The organism is Pedobacter sp., assembly GCF_041645105.1.
In the GTDB taxonomy this organism is placed as follows: Bacteria; Bacteroidota; Bacteroidia; order Sphingobacteriales; family Sphingobacteriaceae; genus Pedobacter.
On the sequence record NZ_JBAZQQ010000005.1, the window covers coordinates 249,586 to 269,113 of the forward strand.

The following is a 19,528-nucleotide window of genomic DNA, read 5'->3' on the forward strand; positions in this document are numbered from 1 at the left end:
TATTACTTAGTTACACCTATTGGCAGCTGATCGCTTGTGGCAGGTGTCTTTCCTTGCCATTGATAATTAAGTTTTTCGGCTGCTATATAAGGTGGTTTAATATGGTAAATATGACTGCCTGCAGCTTTATTATAAAAGGATTCAATTTTTCCAGATTCATAAAAATTACAATGATTAACCAGGATATTATCCCAGCGGTATTCCTGGAACTGGATCGATCTTCCACCTTGTCCGCTATAAGAAAAATTACTATTGGTAATTGAAGCGTGTTGTGCACCTATCAATCGTACCACAGTTCCTTGTTCACGGTTTTCAACTTCATTAAATGTACAATGGTCAATCGTTACAAAAGGGCCTAGAGTACTTTCATCATTCCCTCCACGGTAAATATTGATGGCACTACTTAGCAAATTGGTAAAGGTGCAATTTTTGATTAAAGTGTATTCTGCATTGTACATGCCTTTATCATCTTTTTCTGAAGATAAGTCGATACCAGTACCCGACATATGATGGAAAATTGAGTTAAGTACAACCAGGCTATCAGCAAAAGTTCCTTTTGAAGCTTTGAAGCCACTGTTGCTACTTTCATTATAATCGTAAAATTCGCAATCATCTATGGTTAGGTGATAAGGCCTGTTCATAGGTTGGTCAGTTGATCTGATACCAGCATCGGTTGCGGAAAAACTTTCGTAAGTGCCTCTAAAAGCAATTCCTTTGATGGAAAGATCTCCACCATTTTCTATGCTGATAAAGGCTGGTAAAGATTTAAAAGATGCATTTACAAAAGTTGGTCTGCTGCTTAAGTTTTTGGCCGCCATAATGATCAGCGGTTTATTGACTTTTATTTCGGCATTCATTTTATAAAGTCCTGCTTCTGATAAAATGATGGTATCTCCAGGTATGGCATTATTGATAATACTTGAAATGTTTGCGATTTGTGCGGTACTTACGCTAAAACTTTTTGATTTTCTGGATGGTACTGTTACAGATGGTTTATACCATTGTGCTCCGGTTTCTTCTTTTTGTATTAAGGGGAGCTTTTTGAGATCTGCACCATATTGGCTGTCGTAAGGAAGTTCGAAGCCTTTCACTCGTGTAAATTTAATTTTTACCTTTTTAAATCCTGAAGGTGTTTTTCCCTTAAAGCTTTCATCCAGGACATTGTCTGAAAATATGATCCCGTTATCCTTGTTCAGATCTGTATATATATCTTCCTTTTGAATCAGAATAAGGTTCTGTTTAAAAGATACATTTTCAGGTCCGAGTGTCCGCTCTGCATCTTTCCCGGCGCCAAATAAAATGCTGCCGCTATTGATAAATGTATTTTTCTCAATTAAGGCATCTTTAACCTGATAGTATCTATTGATCAGTGAGTTTGGTACACCATTTAATACCGCTAGTGCAGCTCTGAAGTTTTCACCCTGTAATTGATAGAAAACATTATTAACTACACGCTGACGGGGGTTAATGACTCTGACACCACCTGTAAAAGGTTTGTTATTGCCTATAAAAAAGTTTCCTTCAACAATGTTTCCGGAACCATGTCTTAAAACCAGACCTCCTTCACATTCAAAGAAAGTATTAAAGCTCACGTTGTTTTCTCCCGATTTAATAGAGACAATCTCCACTTCACCGTTGCAACGTTCAAAATAATTTTTTACAATATTTGTGCGGGAGGCGGTTAATGAGTATCTGGAAACGCCAATACGAATTGTTTCTCCGCCATTTGATCCAAAACGTTGTCTGCCTTTAAAATAGTTATGATCAATGCTGTGGTTATTTTCCTGGCTTCGTTCATCATCGAGTTCGGCAATAATGAATGGGCCCGAATTCAGTTTGTTTACTAAAGTTGAGTGATCAATGCGGTTGTTTTTTCCATATAAAGTGATCCATACATCAGATTTGAAACGTTGAGGCTGACTATAATCCTCTATAACAATTTCGGTTAGTCTGCAGTTGTTTGCCAGTTTATCATTGTTGACACGGAAAGAAATTACTTCCCTTCTCGGGCTATAGCCATTTTTAAAATGAAATCCTTTGATGATCAGATGTTCACCAGCAATCTGCATGTAAGACTGGCCTGTAAAGGTTACTCCTCCAGGTGTTTGCGGACTAATGGTAATGGGCGCTTTTGCGGTTCCATTACCTTGTAATTGTATGGCTGCATTGTTCCAGGTACCATCCTTCAAGAGAAGGATGGTACCTGGTTTAGCTTTGCTTATAGTAGCTTTCAATGCTGCTGGATTTTCTACAATGACGGTTTCGGCCATCGATAAAAAGCTAATGTGTAATAAGGATACAAATAATATGGTCTTTAGCATATGATCATAAATTATTTCTGGATATATATATCGAATTTCATGGTCGAATTACCAGCATTTGAATTCACTTCTTTTATTACCATAATGGCATTTTTATACGCAGTGGTAGTACGGTTTGTAATCCGCAGGTAAATGATTTTTGCTGTGGTCAGATTAAACAACGATGCCGAAGGTGCTGCTGATGCTTCGTATCTGGGGCCACTGCTTGATGGAGCCGACAATGTTCTGGAAGTAAAGAATGCATCACTTAAATCGTCTATTTCATTTGCGGCTACCAGATTATAAACATCAGTTTGTCCGCTACTTGCTCCATTGATCAAGACCCTGAATTTGGTGTCTTTTAATGCAGCTTGATCCGCAATTGCCCATCCCGTTCCATTACATTTCATATTTGCGGGGAAGGTTCCTGTTATACCACTAAATGGGTTGTATAAGGTTGGCCCCGCTGTAGGAGCAAAAAATACAAACTGAATATTTGCTTCATTAGCTATCAGGTTGCAGTTGCCTGCCGTAGTTCCATTTTCAAGGAAAATGGTGTTAGTCCCCAATGTTTGTGCGGTCATGAATACATCTCTGTAAACCACACTGCCATAATTGACATTTAAAGGAATGGTCAGCTCAGTTTGAAGGTCCTCTGTATCCACTGCAATGAGTTTAAGGTTTGACGCTCTTTTTTTATATAAGTAGGTAGTACTTACATCATAAGTTTTAACTCCATTCAGGTTGCTTAAAGTGGAAACCAGTTCATAGACTCCATTACGGTCATCGTAAATATCTATTTTCTTGAGACCTGTTACAGAAGTAATATTGCCGGTTAGTGGTGTAGTTCCTGTAGTAATTGGTGTAATGTTAGCTGCAAAACCAATGAATTTTGGTTTAAAAACAGAAACATCCACAGGCATATTGATAATTAATTCATTGGTCTGGTTGTAGATATCCGTAACCCGTATTTTAATGTGCTGGGCAGCTTTACGGTAGGTATATGCATAGTTCAATGCATATTGTTTATCACCGTTTATGTTGTTAATGCTGTGCGCTAGAACATAGGTGTTCTCGGTTTGAAAATCGTCGAATATATCAACCTGTTTGATGCCATAGTCTGAGGTCAGGTTACCTGTTATTGCAGTTGTTCCACTAAGATCTGCATTAATTTGAGTAGGGAAACTGTTAAACTGAGGTAGGTCCGGATCGAAGAATTTAATAGGAATAAATCCTTCAAGAGAACTGTTATTACCTTGTTTTACCATTATTTTTACACCTTTTACCTGGCTCATATTGTTTGCCGGAAAGGAAGCAAGTGGTATGGTAAGTGTGTAATTTGTCGGGTTGTTTTTTATATCAGTGGTGATATAAATTAGAGAATCTGTAGCATTATTCCTTATGAGGTATGAATAAATTGTTTTGATGCCGCTGTTGGCAACAATTTCACTTTTCACCTCATCTCCCAGATCAAAACTTTTTGTGGCCTTGTTAAAAGTATAAGTTTCGGACTTAATTGAGCCTTCTCCAATGTCTGAAAGTTTCTCTTTTTTGCAGGAGGCTATTGTGGCTGCAAAAGCCAGCATAAAAAACCCTGTTTTTAAAAAATTTGTCATCTCTTTAAAATTTATAATGAGCATTTAGTAACCTGGGTTTTGAACAATTTTTATTTGATCGTTTGCATCCAGTTCACGTTGTGGAATTGGCAATAGCAGTTTTTCTGTAGTTAAGTGGGACTGGAGTTCTGCAAGTGTAAATGCAGGTCTGTAAGCCTTATAATGTGAGTCAAATTCTACCGAAAAGTGATTTTTTATTAGCGTAATAGCTTGCCCGGTTCTTACCAGGTCAAAGAAACGTTGGTTCTCAAATGCAAATTCAAGTTTTCTTTCGTTTAACAATGCGGTTAAGAATTTATCTGCCGTATTGATCTCATTGACGCTTCCATCAGTTGGGTATTTATAAAAACCAGTATTGAAATCACCACTTACATAATCCGTTGCACCTGCTCTTGATCTAACATCATTGATCAGGTTTACGCTGGCTGAACTGAAGCCTAATGCCTCCGCTTTCATTAACAATACATCGGAGAAGCGAATTACAGTAAAGTCATTTTCAGCGTCAAGTTTTACCAGTACCTGCGACAAAAATTTCTTAACATACAACTTGCTGTTGTATTTTCCCATGGTAACGTTTTTTCTGGCATCTGTTGATCCGGTTGCTGGCGTTTTATAGGTTAGGTCCAGATCATTAGTAGGAAAATTATATCCATTACCATCCCCATTCACAATCAAAGATCCGCTGGATGAAGGAGCAAAAGTGTTTGCCATAAAGTTACCCAAACCAAATCCGCCTGCTTTAAATCTAACGGCGAACAAGATCTCTTTGTTCATCTCGTTATTGATTGAAAAAACATCAGTGAAAGAAGGTAACATACCATGTCCGCTATTGCTGATTACATCATCAAGAAGAGGCAATGCACTTGAGGCACGGTTAGTGGTTAAATAAACTTTTGCCAACAAGGCTTTTGCTGCCCATGAAGTAGCACGTCCGGCTTCTGCATTAGATGTAGATACATATGGAGACTGTGAAAGCAGATCTTTTGCCGCCAGCAAATCGGCAACAATTAACTGATAGCATTCTGCAAGTGGAGTCCTTGTGATTTTTTTAGACTGTTCAGGATCTACTGGTTCGGTAATAAGAAAAACATCACCGTATAGTCTTACCAGGTTGAAATAATGATATGCACGCAAGAATAATGCCTCACCGGCAAGCTGATTTTTTTGCTGTGGAAACATCTTTGCGGTACCTTCACCAACAGTGGTTTGTCCGCCTGTATAACTAACACCCAGACTTTTCAATACATAATTGATTGATCTGATGTTTTTATAGGTAGAAATCCAATATTGATATACTTTATCATGAGCCGAGTTTAAAGTGAACATATCTAACTCATTAAATTCGAAGTTAATAGGTGTGGAACTGTTTGCTACCCCTTGTTTAGAGATATCAGTTCTCAGATCAGTTAACATCCATTCATATTCCAAAGGTTTTTGCATACCGTTGTAACTTCCGGTAAGTGCCGCCTTTGTTTCTTCGTAATTTCTATAAAAGGCATTAACCCCAATATTTGAAATAGGATCTATATCGATGATCTTGTTACAAGCTGTTATGCTTATACTAAGCAATAAGCCTGTGGCTAAGTATCTGAAGCTTTTCATTTGATTAAATTTTAGCTGTCTCATAATTAAAAATTAACATCTATGCCAAATGTATAAGTACGGGCGATAGGGAATGCACCACGCTGATAGCCGTCTATTAGTGGGGAAGAGTATAATGAAGAAAGTACTCTGGCTTCTGGATTGATGCCGCGATACGACTTACCCATCAGATAAAGCACATTATCAGCTGATCCATATACTCTGATTCCTTTTACCCCAATTTTCTTTGTAATCCCTGCTGGTAAAGAATAGCCCAGTATCACGTTTCTGATAGCGGCATAAGAACCATCTTCAATTACATAATCAGATAGCATCCAGTTTTCACCGTTGGTATAGTATGGAGTTTTACCATCTCCCGGATTAGCCGCACTTACCCATCTGTTTTTAGTAAAGTTCTCATTATACCTTCTGGTTTCATTGTAGTTTGCATCACCATTAATGATACTTAATCCCTGTACACCTTGTATCAAAATATTCAGGTCAAAACCTTTGTATTTGAAAGAGTTGTTAATGCCCCAGGTAAAATCAGGAAAAGGGTCTCCAATAGTGGTTCTGTCATTCATGTCGATGATATTGTCGCCATTCATGTCTACAAACCTTAAACCTCCCGGTGCAAAGTATTTAGCAAGGGTAGAAGTTTGTCCGCCAGCTTTTGCCTCATCAATCTGTGCTTGTGATGTCCAAACACCATTGGTTTTATAGCCAAAGAACTGAATAGCAGGTTTCCCAACAATAGCTGCATAAACTTCGTTTCGCTCACCATAATTGTATTGGAAAGGCTCTCCACCTAATTCAAGCAATTTGTTTCTGTTGGCTGAAAAATTTAAAGCAGTAGTCCACTGGAATGCTTTATTTTTAATGTTGTGGGATGTCAATTCTATTTCTACACCTTGGTTTTTTATCTTTCCGGAGTTGTCGAAGTATTCAAAAGAACCGCTAAAGGACTGTGTAGATCTTTTGTATAATAGTTTATCAGTAATTGAATTGTAGTATTCCAGGGTCAAACCAAATCTGTCATCCATAAAGCCCAGGTCTAAACCGGCATTGAATTCAAAAGTACGTTCCCAGGTAATATTTGGGTTAGCTAGTACATCTGCATTTGGAGAAAGGCCAAGATTTACATCTCCATTTCCAGTCCCAAAGGAGTAATTTCCTGGGTAAAGTAAATTTTGGAATGAAAAACTAGGAATTTTGTTGTTCCCTGTAGCCCCATAACTGGCTCTAAGTTTCATATTGCTTATCCAGGTTACATTCTTCATGAAATCCTCTTTAGCAATTCCCCAACCAGCAGATATTGCAGGGAAGGAACCGTACTTTTTTCCAACATCGAAGTAAGAACTTCCATCCATACGGTAGCTCAATCCCAATAGATATTTACTTTTATAATCGTAAGTAATACGACCTAAGTAAGAAATCAATCCAACCCGGTCTTTCAGTGTTCTGGTTAAAGCCTGATCTATTTGAGCAGCCTGGTTAAGGGTCTCGAATTCATCCGTAGGGAAATTTCTGCCCACCATATTGGATTCCTTAATCATGGTTTGCTGAGTTGTAAAACCGAGTAAACCAGTCAGGTTATGATTCCCCTTTGTTACATTGTAGTTTAAGGTATTCTCAAACAAAAGGTCCATATAGTTTTTAGTATAGATAACAGCTTGATTGATATCGCCATCTTTTCTAGCACCAGTCTTGGTGAAGGTCGTATTCTCCTGTTGAGTGAAATAGCCACCCAGGGAACTTTTAAAGGTTAAGTTGGGAAGGAATTTAATACTGATATCTCCACCACCCAGCATTCTATAAGTCTGCTGATTAGCATTTTCTCTTGCTGCAATAGAAAGGGGGGTATTGTTACTGGTTGCAAAAGGCTCTACTGGTCCTGTACTGCTCCATATACTTCCATCAGGCATAGTTCCTGAATATTGTAAACCATTAAAATGGCGTGCCTGAACAAAATCTCCGGGAAGGATATTAGCCCATTGCGAATTTTGATGTATATAGGCAGCCGTAAATTCGTTATGATAAACCGGCAGGAAAGATCCGAATCTAAAGTAATCGGTAAAGTTTACTGCAGGTCTTTGTGTTTTGATATAAGATGGATTGAAGTTGAAACTGAAGTTTACTTTTTTGCTTAATGCACCATCAATTTTTGCTTTTACATTTAAGCGTTCGTTATCACTATATTTTAATATGGCCTGGTCTTTTTGGCCACTTGCAGAAATATAATATCTTAAATCTTTTTTACCTCCAGAGATGCTTAACTGGATATTGGCAATAGAAGCATCTTGCAAAGCCTCTTGTTGCCAATCAGTTGGAATGCCACTAATTTGGTCTTCAATGATATAAGCTGCTCTTTCAGGGCCTGTAATGATATTTTTATTAGCAGCAGGTACGGTTGGGTCATTTTGTCTTAATGCCGCCTCATTGAATAACATTTTAGTGTATTCGGTAATGCTCATGATCGGGTTCAGTGTACATGGCTTTTTAAAACCATAGTACGATTTAAAGTTATACCTGGGTTTATCTGAAACACCGCTTTTTGTAGTGATTAAGATAACACCATTTGCAGCTCTGGAACCGTAAATGGCGCCGGATGCAGCATCTTTTAATACTTCAATCGATTCTACATCCTGCGGATTTACAAATGATAAACCATCTGGTACAGGGTAACCATCAACTACTACTAATGGATCAGAATTCGCACTGATTGAACTGAAACCACGGACCCTTACCACAGGTTCCGCACCAACTTCAGAACTAACGTTTTGAATGGTTACACCGGCAATTTTGCCAATTAAAGCATTGTCTAGTCTTGATGTTGGAATTTCATCCAGATTTTCATTTTTTAGCTTGCTTACTGCACCGGTAACGGATGACTTCTTTTGGGTACCGTAACCAATTACCACCAATTCATTCATTGTGTTTTCGGTTTCCTGCAAGGTTATAGTTACTGTTGCATTACTTTTTATCGCATAGGCTTGTGGTTTATAGCCCATGTAGTTAATGAGTAGCAGTTTTCCTATTTCGGCGTTAATTGTAAACTCACCCTTGTTATCGGTGACTGTTCCTTGTTTTGAATCCTTGACAGTAACAGATGCACCAGGTAGAGTTTCTCCACTTGCGGACTTAACCACACCTTGTATTTTTACTCTTGTTTGAGTGAATCCGGGAATTGAAAACAGAAAACAGGAAAATACAATGAGGAATATACCTCGTAAGTAAAATTTCGAATTCATATTGGTTATATATTTGGTTAATTGATGTTTTGGGGCTTTACTAAGGGTAAAGTACCTTCAGCTGTTTTTTATGAGATGCGGTAAATGTGGGTCATAAGCAATTTAAAGGTTTAGGATGAACGTTTTAATGCAGGGGGTAAGCCCCCCTGCAAATATTTAATGTTAAGAAAAGTTTAAACCTCCATTGATGTCTACATTAGTTCCTGTAATATAGCTGGCCTGGTCTGAAGCCAGATAAACAACTAAGTCTGCTACTTCCGAAGCTGTCCCTTCGCGTTTCAGCAATGTAGCATTGGCTACATTTACTCTTACTTCCGGCTTGCTAAATGTATCATGAAAAGTAGTAGCAATCATACCTGGTAAAACAGCATTTACACGAATGTTTTTAGGACCAAGTTCTTTGGCTAGTGATCTGGTGTAAGTCATGATTCCACCCTTTGCAGTCGCATAAGCACTTGCTCCAGGGCCGCCGCCATCTCTTCCTGCAAGAGAGGAAAGGTTGACAATAGCAGCACCTGACTTCATGTGTGGAATTGTTGCCTGGCTTACAAGGAATACACTTTTTAAGTTCAGATCCATTACTTCATCCCAGAAATCTTCATCAATTTCTAAAGTGGCTTTTCTGGCAATCATTCCTCCGGCAACATTAACAAGAATGTGGATTTCATCCCCATAAGTTTCCTTTGTTTTATTAATCAGTTCAGCTACTTCTGCAGATTTGGTTACGTCACCTTTAACAATGATACCTTCGCCGCCATTGTCTGTTATTTGCTTTAGAGTTTCCTCTGCATTGGATTTATTGCTATGATAATTGATTACAACTTTTGCACCTTCTTGTGCCAACTGAATAGATACAGCTCTACCGATATCTCTGGATCCACCTGTTACGATTGCAACTTTGTTTTTTAAACGCATATTCTATGATTTTTATTGGTTAATGATTTTTTTAGATGTTATATATTTTATACATATCCAGGAGATAGGCACAAGTACTGCTGCCAGTACAAAGAAGGATACGTAACTTGTTTTTGTCATAATAGGTACAGCCCATGTAGTTAAAAGTGTTCCGATTACCGCTGCGGTGCCACCCATTCCGGCTACAGTACCTACGTTTTTACCATTGAAATAATCACTTGGTAAGGTTTGGATATTTCCAATAAGAAACTGGAAGCCAAATAGCGTAGTGCCAATTAATACCATGGCCAGGGTAGGGGTATCTTTTAAGTTATCAAGGAAATAAACAATTGCAACAAGTGAGAGCAGCATCACTATTGAACCTATTGCAATGGAGTTTTTTCTGGCCTTTACAGCATTAACTCCACGTTTAACTTGCCAGGATGAATGGTACCCGCCAATTAAACTACCTATTGCTGCAAAGAGATAGGGTAGCCAGGTAAATGCACCGATCTGCTTAATATCGAACAGAAATTGTTCCTTTAAGAATGTAGGTAACCAGGTTACAAAAAGCCACCATACCGGATCAATAAAAAACCTGCTCGTAATAATACCCCAGGTATTTCTGAATTTTAACAACTCTCTCCATGTTAAAACCGGAGCTACATCCTCAACAGGACTAACCTCAGTATCTTTATCCAGGATATAATCCCGCTCTTTATCTGTTAACCAGGGATGCTTGTCTGGTGTTGCCTTATTGATTACAAGCCAGGGAATAACCCAGATCAGTCCTAAAGCTGCAATGAGTATAAAGGTCATTTTCCAGCCAAAAGCAATATATAGCAATGCAATGATGGGTGCCGATATCACAGAACCTAAAGAAGCCCCTGCACCAAAAATGCCCTGTGCAATTGCTCTTTCTTTCGCTGGAAACCATTCCGCATTGCTTTTTGTTGCTCCTGGCCAATTGCCTGCTTCTGAAAAACCGAGTAGAAACCTGAAAATATTGAAAGACATGAGGCCACGTGCAAAGGCGTGAAGAGCAATGGAAATGCTCCATCCAATTATAGAAATGGTCATACCTAGTCTTGTACCAACCGCATCCATCAGCTTACCGGTGAAGGTCTGCCCCAGGGCATAAGCGATCATAAAGAAGGTAGTGATCAGTGCAAGCGCACTTTTATTATCAACATCAGCAATTCCAAATTCTTTATAGATGTATGGCCACATGATATTGATGGCACTACGGTCTATGTAATTAATCACTGTTGCAAATCCAATCAGTGCAATGATATACCATCTTAATCCTTTTACTTTCATCTTTTTTTTATGATAGGGTTATAGCCCAAGACCTTTTAAAAAGTCCATAATTTTTGCATTGACCATGCGATTGTCTTCTGCTTCAAATTTTCCGTGTTGTCCACCTTTAACAGTAATGAACTCATTTTTTACGCCCATTTCATCGAGTTTTGCCTTAAGGGCAACAGATTGCTCATAGGGTACAATAGGATCAGCATCACCATGAACAATGAATACGGGCGGACTTGTTTTTTTAACCTGGTAAAGTGGTGAAACAGATTTAGCAAAATCTTTGTCTTTCGCTTTGTCGCCAAGCCAGCTTGTGGCAGATTTACTGGTTTTTATTGTACCATAGCCCCAATCCCATACATCGGTAATCCCGTACTTGTCTATAATAGCTGCTACTTTAATGCTCTTTGTTCCTTTACAGTTTGTATCGAAAATTGGATTGTTTTCTAACAGACCACCCATTAATGCAAGGTGACCACCTGCGGAACCGCCCATTATCACAATCTTGTTTGGATCTATATTTAGTTTTTTAGCATTATTGATCAAATAGATCAATGCACAACGGGTATCTTCTACAGCAGCGGGGGCAGTTGCTACTCCGGTAAGACGATAGGCGATGTTAGCAACAGCATAACCTCTTTTAAAGAAACCACTGAATCCTGTTTGTGATTCCTTGTTTCCTTTATTCCAACCGCCACCGTGAATATTAATTACGACAGGAGAAGGGCCATTTTGAGTAGGTGGGAGATACAGGTCTAATTTACCTTCCCAGTCGTTTACTTTTGTATAAACGACATCTATTTGTTCCGTATATCCGGCTGGATAAGTTACTTTTTTTACTGCTGTAGCATCCTGGGCAATAAGGGAAATATTGGCCATAAGGATCCCGCAAAGTATGAATATCTTCTTCATCTTAGTTTAGATTTTAAGGTTTATATTTAAGTTATTTTAGAGGAAATCTTCCCGATGTGGGGAAAACACATCTATTAGAATTCCCGGTTCAATGCATACACAGCCATGCCATACATGAGGAGGAGCATAAAAACCATCTCCCTTTTTGATGATCTTTTTTTCTTCGCCAATGGTCATTTCAAAAACTCCACTTTCTACATAAGTAACCTGCGAATGGTGGTGCTCATGTAATACCCCTACAGCTTCAGCTTCGAACTTTGCTTTTACAAGCATGATTTTGTCATCATAGCCATATATCTGCCTTTTAATTCCGTTGCCGAGATCTTGCCAGGGTGTTTCTGCGTCTATTTGAAATAAATTGTTCTGTAACATGACGTATTAATTAAGTTTAATAAAGTTTTCTTTGTTGTTGTAATTGATCTGGTAATTGTATGTTTTGTCTTTCACCTTAAATGAAACACTTACCTGATCTTTGCTACTGCTTACAATTTTGAGTTCGCTAACTTTACTTGAAGCTCCAGTTGTTGTTTCACTAACCGGATTGGTTTTACCATGTGTTTCTACAATGTTAAAGAAAGTCTGATTGGCCGATCCTGAAGAGGAGAGCATGAAAGCTTTGCTTTCAATCAGACTCATATCTGGGTCATTAGCCCCAAGCATTAACATTTTTAAGTTAACTGCATTATCTGTAGTAAAATGGGTAGTATAAAATCTTTTGTTATTTAGAATAGTCACATATCCGCTTTTGTTGTTTATTGGCATATCGGCATTCAACCAGATATGTTCGTAGCCGTTCTTCTCTCCAAGTGGTTTTAGTTGATCTGTAAATGCTTTGATCTTTAATGAAGCATCAACAACATGTCCTTTGTACCAAAATGGAAGATCATACTGATGCGATTTACCAGATAATACCTGGAACACATCAATTATCAATGGTTTTGTTAGTTCTGCTACTTTTAATAAAGCAGAGGTTCTGATCATTTGTACATCTGGATAGGCATTGCGTTCATTGGCACTCATGACCTGTAGATTTTTATCGGTTTTAAAGTATAATACTTCAGGGTAAGAATCTTGTGCAGTTTTAGGGTTTCCCTTATAGTTTGAAGTCTGGTCTACCACCAGGGTGTTATGTGCAATAGTTTGTTTGGCCCACGATTTATTTTCCGGTAAATAATCTCCTCCTTTTTTCGATTCAATATTGATGAATCTAGCTGATCCATAATCAGGAAACACTTCAACGCCGTTGTCATAATACAAAAGGTTTAGTCGGTCAAAATGCCCATGTCCCATGCCTTGTGAAGTCGCTTTTAGCAGGAGTGCCTGCTGGTCTTCATTACTGCCCGATCTGAGTATTCCTAAACCACCTTCTTTACCTGAAGCACCATCTTTAATTAATTGAGACACATAAGAGAAAGGTTTGGCTTTACCTGCTTCAATGTCAGCAGCGACTTTCAATCCTGCATCGGAAATGATGACTTCTGCTTGTCTTTCAGCGACAGATAATAACTCTGCAGATGGCTTAATATCAGCATAGGAAATGTTAACTCCATACACCAATTCAGGTGTTTCATAGGTCTTTCCTTTTACAGCATCATTGAAAGGGAAAAAGGTGCCGTCTGTATAAGTCAGTTGCAAAGAGGTATTAATGGCTTTGGCCAATAGCTGATTGCGGTATTCAAATATTTTTAACTCTGGTTGAAAGTTATTTATGGTTTTTGCGAAAATGATGAATGGTAATAACGCATACCTTTGGTAATAAGGACCTTCAGTGTAGTATCCGTCAGGAGAAAATAACTGATCAATTTGTGCCAGATAACCTGTTTTGCCATCTTTTGCAGATCCTTTTATAGCCATTTCTACATATTCTGGTTTGTTTAATACATAGCCGGTCATACCTACAGCTGCAATATCCCATGTACCATGGTTATGGATTTTATCAAAGGTTTCTTTACAGTCTACTGTGAAGAATTTAAGCATAGGTTCAAATAGTCCCGCGTTAATTGTAGCCCTGTTTTTTGGAGAGATGGCATCATAAACCATATCATAACCTTGTATGGTATATACCTGCCACACAAAATCATTCAGGCTTTGCCAGAAGATTTTACCTGCCTGGTGGTTTTCTTTTCTTTTTGGATGTAAAGGCCATTTGCTGTAATCTGCGGCATATTTTAATAGCATGTTTTCTACGTATCCAGCATATTTTTTGTCACCTGAAATTTGGTAGGCAATACCACAATTCAACATGGTGTTATAATTTTTCTTGTGCTGCTCATGTGTAGCCCCACCACCGGCATCTTTTGGTGTAGGAACATTTATGGGTTCTAACAGGGTTTTATCAGCTTCTGCTTTTACCTTTTTATAAGATTTTTTAAGCAAAGGGTAGGTGTCGACCCCCTTTCGTACCGCGCTAATATTTTTTTTGGTCAGCATTATGCTTGGGTGATCCTGTGCTATGGTGAGCAGAGGAAACATTAGGCAAAACATGGCCATTACTAACTTTTTTAAGTCGTTCATATGCATTATAAAGAAATGAGGTATTTGTGCTTAGCTAGTTATCATTAATAATATTTTGTGCGGAAAATCCCGCTTTACTAATTTGAAACATATCGTTAAGGTGAGCAGCTACAGCATTTTCTGCAGCATCTATATCCTGACTTTCAATAGCTGCAAGTATATTTCTATGCTCGGCAATAGCCAGTTTACTGCGATTCTCACCGCAAATTTTATTTTCTACAATATTTTTGATCAAATCGGGAATAAGAATCAGGATCATGGATTCAATAACCGAGTTTTTGGATGCCTTTGCAATGGCCATATGAAAAAGCATATCTTCTTCAACAGCATCAAGGTTGTTGTTGGTCTTATTTTCATAATCCATCAAGGCCTCCCTTAATTTTATCAAGTCATGTTCTGTTCTTCTCTCTGCGGCTAATTTTACTGCATCGAGTTCCAGGTAATATCTTGCTTCCAGAAGTGAATTGAAATCGTCTTTATTGAATTTAATAATATCCGTGATGATGTTGTCTAAAACCTTAATACTTAAACCGGAAACATAAGTTCCACTTTGAGGGGTAGTTCTGATTAAACCGTAAAATTCAAGTTTTAAAATTGCTTCACGAACAAAACTGCGACCAACTCCAAACTTTTCAGCCAGTAGTCGTTCCGCAGGTAGCTTGTCGCCAGGCTGAAGTTGCCCGCTGGTAATGAGATGTTTAAGCTGACCTATAATCTTATCGACCGGAGATTCGACTTCAATTGATTTGATCGTTTCTATAAATGACTTCATATAATATATTTGGTTGACCAATTATTGGTTAACCAAATATATACATTAAAACATGTAATCCAAATTTTTAAATGCTTTTTACTTGCATCCATATTTCCTCATTTACCGGAATGCCATTTTTTTCATTATCTAAGCGTGTTTTTAGTGTTCGTTCTCCGGGATAACTAACTAGTTCTTCAGGCTCAGTTTCTGAATTATTCTTTGTAAAGGCCAGAATTTGTTCGATCAGGGAGGCGTGCATATCTGGCTGTTTGATGCAAATAAAGCATTGAGATACCCCTGTTTCGTATTTACCTGAAGATATTTTCTCTGTAGATCGTCCACCGCTAAGCGCTACAGCTAGTATGTCGAGCATTAAAGAAAGACCCGAGCCTTTCCAGAAACCAATTGGTAGCGCAAGTTTGGTTTTCCTGATTTCTGCGGGGTCTGTACTTAAGTTTCCTGTTTCATCGTATCCTCCAGGAAATGGTAGCATTTCACCTTTCAGTTCATATTCCTGCATTTTACCATAAGAAAACTGAGACATGGCCATATCGAGTACCAAATGCCCTTCTGGACGAGGTACTGCAATGACAAGTGGATTGTTTCCTAAAACAGGAGCGCTTCCACCCCAGGCAGGCATATTAGCTACAGCATTGGTAAAACATATGCCAATACATCCTGCCTCAGCTGCCTGCCAGCCATAAGTTCCGCCTCGCATCCAATGGTTCGTATTCTTGATAGCCACACATCCGATTCCATTACTTTTTGCTAAAGTTATAGCACGGTTCATTGAATGGGTGGCATTGAACATTCCTGGTGCCAGGTTTCCGTCCCAACGTTCGATGCTTCCATTGCTTTCCAATAATTTTGGTAATGCTGAAGGGATAACCAAACCCTCGGTTACATGCTCGATAAAAACAGGGAACCTGTTTAAGCCATGAGAGTATATTCCATCTCTGCTGTTGTCTGCAAATATTGTTGCGCAGGTATGGGCCATTTCCGGGGTAAATGATAATTTTAAGAGCACTCTGTTGAATTCTTCCTGAAGTTGCTGGTAAGGTATACGCATGATAGGGGTGGTTTATGATCAAATATACACGGATGAAAAATAAATTGAGCTGGAATGATAGATTTTTATAAAAACAAATATCTTAGTGTAATAATTCGTCAAACCTAAATGACCAACCTGATTAAAGAAAAGAGTACTGCAGCTTATCTGCTAAGTGCTCCTGTAATTGTAGCCGCACTTGGCTATTTCGTAGATATTTATGATTTGCTTTTATTTGGTATTGTAAGGATACCCAGTTTAACAGAATTAGGACTGGATGAAGCTGCAGTATCCATAGAGGGAGCCAGTATTTTAAACTGGCAGATGACGGGCTTATTGCTTGGCGGTATTTTGTGGGGAGTGCTAGGCGATAAAAAAGGCCGTCTCTCTGTATTGTTTGGTTCAATTATTACTTACTCTTTGGCAAACTTTGCCTGTGGTTTTGTACATGATGTAACTATTTATAAAGTTCTTCGTTTTATTGCTGGGATTGGTTTAGCAGGCGAACTTGGTGCTGGAATTACATTGGTTTCAGAAAGTTTGCCTAAACGGTTAAGGGCAATTGGTACCTCTCTAGTAGCTGGAGTAGGCTTGCTTGGTGCAATCGTTGGTTATTTTACAGTAGAACTCTTCAGCTGGAGGAACGCATATTTTATTGGAGGTGGCATGGGCATTTTGCTCTTGTTTTTAAGGATCGGGGTTTTTGAATCTGGTATGTTTCATACAATGAAAGAAAAAAGCCATGTAGCAAAGGGTAATTTTCTCTCCTTCTTTACCAACAAAAACAGGTTGATATTGTATTTAAAATGTATTGGCATTGGTTTACCTACCTGGTATATTATAGGTGTTTTGGCCACATTTAGTAATGAATTTGGTAAAGCATTAGGTATTAGTGAGGTCATTAAACCTGGGCTCGCAGTGATGTGGTGCTATGTTGGTCTTTCTATAGGCGATTTACTGAGTGGAGTAGTCAGTTATTGGCTTGAATCACGTATCCGTACAGTAACTTATATGATGGCTTTTACAGTAATAGGTGCGCTGATCTATTTATATGCAGGTATCACAACCTCGACAGGTTTATATGCGATATGCGTTTGGATGGGTTTTGGAATTGGTTACTGGGCAATGTTTGTCACCATTGGAGCTGAACAGTTTGGTACCAATATAAGGGCGACTGCTGCGACAACTATTCCGAATATGGTTAGAGGAACGGTTGTATTGATGACCACATTATATACTACACTAAAGCCACATGTATTTGAATTAAAAGCCGCTGGTATTGTAGGTTTAATCTGTTTTGGGATAGGTTTCTATTGTATTAGAACAATTCCAGAAACCCATCACAAAGACCTTGATTTTATTGAGGAAGATTAATCTATTACAAAAATTGTCATTCCTTTGGGGCCATGAGCACCTAAAACCAGAGATTGCTCTATATCTGCTGTTTTAGATGGTCCGGCAATAAAACTACCAAAACCATATTCAGCGGAACCAATTTTTAAGTAGGCATCGTGCATAGTTTGTACAATTTCATTTTTGCTCAGTACTATTGCTAGTTGCTGACAAATAAATGGTACTGCACGTTGATGCATTAAATCTTCTGTAATCCAAACTGCTGCATTCTCTGCTACGCCAAAATGAGCATTGATTACAGCCAGTTCTACATTGGCATAAGTATGAGGATCCTGATTTTCCCAACCTTGTTCAGATAGTTCTGCAAGTTCTGATAATGTTGATACGATACGCTGACCTGCAAAGTGCGTACTTATATAATCTTTGATCGCATTGAAATCCTTAACTTCTACAAAGTTTCCACCTATGTTGGTTAACACTGTTGCAAAAGCCTCAAGTGGATTGGCTGCAGGAAATGCAGTCGACAGGTCGGCCGGAAGTGGTTGCGCATTAGGTTGATTGGCCAGTACTTTTGCTAATATCTGTTCTCTGCTAGTCATTCTTTTTATTTTTTTTGTACCACTCACCAAATGATTCCTTAGGTACTGCAGGCATTTCTCGCTGCTGATACCATAAATTAAGTTTGTTGTTTACCGTAAATGGTGCATACTTCATGAACCAACGTCCAGCTTTACCCGCATTCTTATAAACAAAAGGACTGGATAAGGTGAATTCCATTGCTTTCATAGCCAGTTTCTTTTTAGGATCAGCATAGCCTTCTTTTACAATAACCTGTCGCCATTTGTATAACTGTTCATGTATATTAATTTTAACCGGACAAACATTGCTACAAGATCCGCATAGGGTAGAGGCGAAAGGTAAATCAGCGTATTCCCTCATGTCGAGATTAGGTGCGAGTATAGAACCAATAGGACCAGCTACTGCAGTATGGTAACTATGGCCGCCACTTCTGCGGTAAACCGGACAGGTATTCATACATGCGGCACAACGGATACATTTCAATGAATTTCTGAAATCTGGACGACTCAATTGAGTCGTACGGCCATTATCAACCAATACAATGTGCATCTCTTGTCCTGGTCTAGGCTTTTTAAAATGACTGGAATAGGTAGTAATGGGTTGCCCCGTAGCGCTTCTGGTTAGCAATCTTAAAAACACCCCCAGATTTTTTCGCTTCGGAATAATTTTTTCGATACCCATGCAGGCAATATGTACATCAGCAAGATGTGCGCCCATATCTGCATTTCCTTCATTAGTACAAACTACAAATTCCCCAGTTTCGGCAACTGCAAAGTTGACGCCTGTGATGGCTGCTCTACGTGTTAAAAAGGTTTCGCGTAAATGCTCGCGTGCTGCGGCAGTTAAAAATTGAGGGTCGGCCATGCCTTCTGGTGTACCCAGGTGTTCATGGAACAGTTCACCAATTTCTTCTTTCTTTTTATGGATACAAGGTAATACAATATGACTTGGCGGTTCTTTGGCCAGCTGTACAATGCGCTCGCCCAGGTCGGTATCAATTACATCAATTCCATTTTTATGCAAATATTCATTTAGGTGACACTCTTCAGTTAGCATTGATTTGCTTTTGATGAGTCGGTCTACTTTATGTTTTTGTAATATCGAATGAACAATCTGGTTATGTTCGGCCGCATCCGCTGCCCAATGTACCGTAACCCCATTATTTGTTGCATGAGTTTCAAATTCAACCAGGTAGTTGTGAAGATCAGACAGGACGTTGTTTTTGATTTGGGAAGCGGTTTCCCTAAGATTTTCCCATTCTGGAATATTATGGGCTGCTTTATCGCGCTTAGCACGCACAAACCATAAAGTCTCATCGTGCCAGTCAACCCTTGCTTCATCTTTATTAAATATGTCTGATAATGCTGCGTGGTCTTTTCTTTCTGTACTCATTTTCTTTATTGTTGTACTTCTCTTAA

14 protein-coding genes are annotated in these 19,528 nt (G+C 38.7%); 1 reads left to right on the forward strand and 13 read right to left on the reverse strand.

Annotated elements, in window-relative coordinates:
* Positions 1–2: 2 nt before the first annotated feature.
* The 11 genes from WC623_RS16955 to yiaK form a co-directional block, all read right to left on the reverse strand.
* Complete coding sequence (locus tag WC623_RS16955) at positions 3–2,270, reverse strand: chondroitinase-B domain-containing protein (protein ID WP_372853231.1); 2,268 nt, start codon at positions 2,268–2,270, stop codon at positions 3–5.
* A 62-nt stretch (positions 2,271–2,332) separates the two neighbouring features.
* A complete protein-coding gene (locus tag WC623_RS16960; RefSeq protein WP_372853233.1) occupies positions 2,333–3,916 on the reverse strand; it encodes a hypothetical protein in 1,584 nt (527 codons plus the stop codon).
* 24 nt (positions 3,917–3,940) lie between these two features.
* A complete protein-coding gene (locus WC623_RS16965; RefSeq protein ID WP_372853235.1) occupies positions 3,941–5,518 on the reverse strand; it encodes a RagB/SusD family nutrient uptake outer membrane protein in 1,578 nt (525 codons plus the stop codon).
* A gap of 26 nt (positions 5,519–5,544) precedes the next feature.
* Complete coding sequence (locus WC623_RS16970) at positions 5,545–8,748, reverse strand: SusC/RagA family TonB-linked outer membrane protein (protein WP_372853237.1); 3,204 nt, start codon at positions 8,746–8,748, stop codon at positions 5,545–5,547.
* A gap of 162 nt (positions 8,749–8,910) precedes the next feature.
* Positions 8,911–9,663 carry an SDR family NAD(P)-dependent oxidoreductase gene (locus WC623_RS16975; protein WP_372853239.1) on the reverse strand — a complete coding sequence of 251 codons (753 nt, stop codon included), beginning with the start codon at positions 9,661–9,663 and terminating at the stop codon, positions 8,911–8,913.
* 12 nt (positions 9,664–9,675) lie between these two features.
* Positions 9,676–10,962: an MFS transporter gene (locus WC623_RS16980; RefSeq protein ID WP_372853241.1), complete on the reverse strand. Its 1,287-nt coding sequence runs from the start codon at positions 10,960–10,962 to the stop codon at positions 9,676–9,678.
* A gap of 18 nt (positions 10,963–10,980) precedes the next feature.
* On the reverse strand, positions 10,981–11,862 hold the full coding sequence (locus WC623_RS16985; protein WP_372853243.1) for an alpha/beta hydrolase fold domain-containing protein: 882 nt from the start codon (positions 11,860–11,862) through the stop codon (positions 10,981–10,983).
* 36 nt (positions 11,863–11,898) lie between these two features.
* Positions 11,899–12,234 carry a cupin domain-containing protein gene (locus tag WC623_RS16990; RefSeq protein WP_372853245.1) on the reverse strand — a complete coding sequence of 112 codons (336 nt, stop codon included), beginning with the start codon at positions 12,232–12,234 and terminating at the stop codon, positions 11,899–11,901.
* A gap of 6 nt (positions 12,235–12,240) precedes the next feature.
* A complete protein-coding gene (locus WC623_RS16995) occupies positions 12,241–14,376 on the reverse strand; it encodes a heparinase II/III family protein (RefSeq protein WP_372853247.1) in 2,136 nt (711 codons plus the stop codon).
* Positions 14,377–14,410: 34 nt separating this feature from the next.
* Positions 14,411–15,148, reverse strand: coding sequence for a FadR/GntR family transcriptional regulator (locus tag WC623_RS17000; RefSeq protein WP_349786880.1), 738 nt, complete (start codon positions 15,146–15,148; stop codon positions 14,411–14,413).
* A 67-nt stretch (positions 15,149–15,215) separates the two neighbouring features.
* Positions 15,216–16,199 (reverse strand): 3-dehydro-L-gulonate 2-dehydrogenase, encoded by a 984-nt coding sequence (gene yiaK / locus WC623_RS17005; RefSeq protein WP_372853249.1) that lies wholly within the window; start codon positions 16,197–16,199, stop codon positions 15,216–15,218.
* Between the two features lie 108 nt (positions 16,200–16,307).
* On the opposite strand from yiaK, the gene WC623_RS17010 reads away from it, so the two are divergent.
* Positions 16,308–17,552: an MFS transporter gene (locus WC623_RS17010; protein WP_372853251.1), complete on the forward strand. Its 1,245-nt coding sequence runs from the start codon at positions 16,308–16,310 to the stop codon at positions 17,550–17,552.
* On the opposite strand, the gene WC623_RS17015 is transcribed toward WC623_RS17010, so the two are convergent.
* A complete protein-coding gene (locus WC623_RS17015; protein ID WP_372853253.1) occupies positions 17,549–18,130 on the reverse strand; it encodes a lactate utilization protein C in 582 nt (193 codons plus the stop codon). The genes WC623_RS17010 and WC623_RS17015 overlap by 4 nt on opposite strands.
* A complete protein-coding gene (locus WC623_RS17020) occupies positions 18,123–19,502 on the reverse strand; it encodes a lactate utilization protein B (RefSeq protein ID WP_372853255.1) in 1,380 nt (459 codons plus the stop codon). Before WC623_RS17020 ends, WC623_RS17015 begins: the two co-directional genes overlap by 8 nt.
* Positions 19,503–19,528: the final 26 nt, after the last annotated feature.